Origin of the sequence: Sinorhizobium fredii USDA 205 (genome assembly GCF_001461695.1) — a bacterium.
GTDB classification, from domain to species: Bacteria; Pseudomonadota; Alphaproteobacteria; order Rhizobiales; family Rhizobiaceae; genus Sinorhizobium; species Sinorhizobium fredii.
Window position 1 is genome coordinate 1 of record NZ_AUTC01000080.1, and the last position, 1,605, is coordinate 1,605.

Consider the following 1,605-nt stretch of genomic DNA (forward strand, 5'->3'; position numbering starts at 1 on the left):
CTCCCGCTCAACTCGAGGTAGGCTATCATGCGCGGGAGTTTTCACACCGCCTCCACCCAAAGCCGTCATCTGCGGTAACCCGATAAACGTCTTGATTGAGCCCGAAGCGGTCATCGAGCTTTCGCAAACTCCATCGCAAGAGCCCTCTTCTGGAGAGCGCTCGTGCGACAGAACATGGCGATTTTCTCACCGGGGGCGTGGCGATGTCACGTACCCGCCGGAATACGGGCGATGACCTTTATCTCAAAGTCGAAGCCGGCGAGCCAGTTTACGCCGAGCGCAGTCCAATTCGGGTAGGGTGGCTTGCTGAAAATCTGTTGCTTGACAGCCATGATAGTTCCGAACTGGTTTTCAGGGTCAGTGTGGAAGGTGGTTATGTCCACGATATCATCCATTGTGCAGCCCGCTGCGCTCAGCGTGGCCTTGAGGTTTTCAAAGGCCAGCCGCACTTGCCGTTCGAAATCTGGTTCGGGTGTTCCATCGGAACGGCTGCCGACCTGTCCGGACACAAACAGAAGATCACCGGATCGGATAGCGGCGGAATAGCCGTGTTCCTCATAAAGGGTGTGCCTGTTGGCAGGAAAGATTGCTTCGCGTTGGGTCATTCTGATCTCTCTTTATTGTTGACAGCAGCCGATGGGCGCGGAGCAACGCTTCACAACCCGCGCCATATTTCATATACGACACGTATGTGGAATATTCTGTATACGTGCCGGATGTCAAGTTTAATATACGCCTCGTATGTGAAATTGAGGATGGAATGGGGAAAAGACGCAGCGAAACGATGCAGGAAAACCGCGTCAAGTTGATAGCGGCTGCGCGGAAGGCTTTTGCGGAAAAGGGGTACTCCGCAGCATCAATGGACGAGCTGACGGCTGACGTCGGTCTGACACGGGGTGCGCTTTACCACAACTTCGGAGACAAGCGCGGGCTCCTGGCGGCGGTCGTCGATCAGATTGACATGGAAATGGCGGCGCGCGCTAAGGAGATCGGGGCTCGGGCGGGTAATGATTGGCAGGGTCTGCTCGCCGAGGGTGCGGCCTATATCGAGATGGCGCTTAATCCAGAAGTCCAACGCATCGTTCTGCTCGACGGACCTGCGGTGTTAGGCGATCCCTCGCAGTGGCCCAGCCAGAACAGTTGTCTACAGGTGACCAAGAGCACTGTGGAGCGCCTTATCGCACAAGGCATCCTCAAGCCGCTTGACGCAGAGGCGGCGGCCCGGTTGCTGAGCGGCGCGGCTCTCAATGCTGCTCTCTGGATCGCCGCGAGCGAAAACCCGCAGAGCGTGCTGCCGAAGGCGGTCGAGGCTTTTCGTTCCTTGGCGGCAGGTCTGCTTTTGGAGCCTTTGTGATCTACTAAAGGCCATAGTCGAGCGTTCAGACCAGACTTTGGCTTCGCCGAATGCTCAAGTGAAGCTACAGCCTTCAAGACCGCGGGGGGCTTGCGACTGGAGCAACTTCCGCTTCTGGCGCAAACGGCCATCGGAGAGTTGGCGAATAAGGTCTCCTCTCCACCCGCTACCGCCGTCGAGAGCAGCGGAGCTAAAGGTCGTCTTCGGGCCGATATCGTTGAAAAACTCGGAGTTTGAGCATTCTCCGCGCT

At 57.1% G+C, this 1,605-nt stretch carries 2 protein-coding genes; one reads left to right on the forward strand and one right to left on the reverse strand.

Translation table 11 applies throughout. The features are described from left to right. Positions 1-206: 206 nt before the first annotated feature. The gene (locus N181_RS09525) at positions 207-605 is read right to left on the reverse strand and encodes a RidA family protein (RefSeq protein WP_037437184.1); all 399 of its coding nucleotides are present in this window, start codon (positions 603-605) and stop codon (positions 207-209) included. Between the two features lie 155 nt (positions 606-760). On the opposite strand from N181_RS09525, the gene N181_RS09530 reads away from it, so the two are divergent. After that, positions 761-1,354, forward strand: coding sequence for a TetR/AcrR family transcriptional regulator (locus N181_RS09530; protein ID WP_037437187.1), 594 nt, complete (start codon positions 761-763; stop codon positions 1,352-1,354). Positions 1,355-1,605: the final 251 nt, after the last annotated feature.

Coding starts and splice junctions, on each gene's coding strand:
- N181_RS09525 (WP_037437184.1), bottom strand. CDS start 605: ATGACCCAACGCGAAGCAATCTTTCCTGCCAACAGGCACACCCTTTAT.
- N181_RS09530 (WP_037437187.1), top strand. CDS start 761: ATGGGGAAAAGACGCAGCGAAACGATGCAGGAAAACCGCGTCAAGTTG.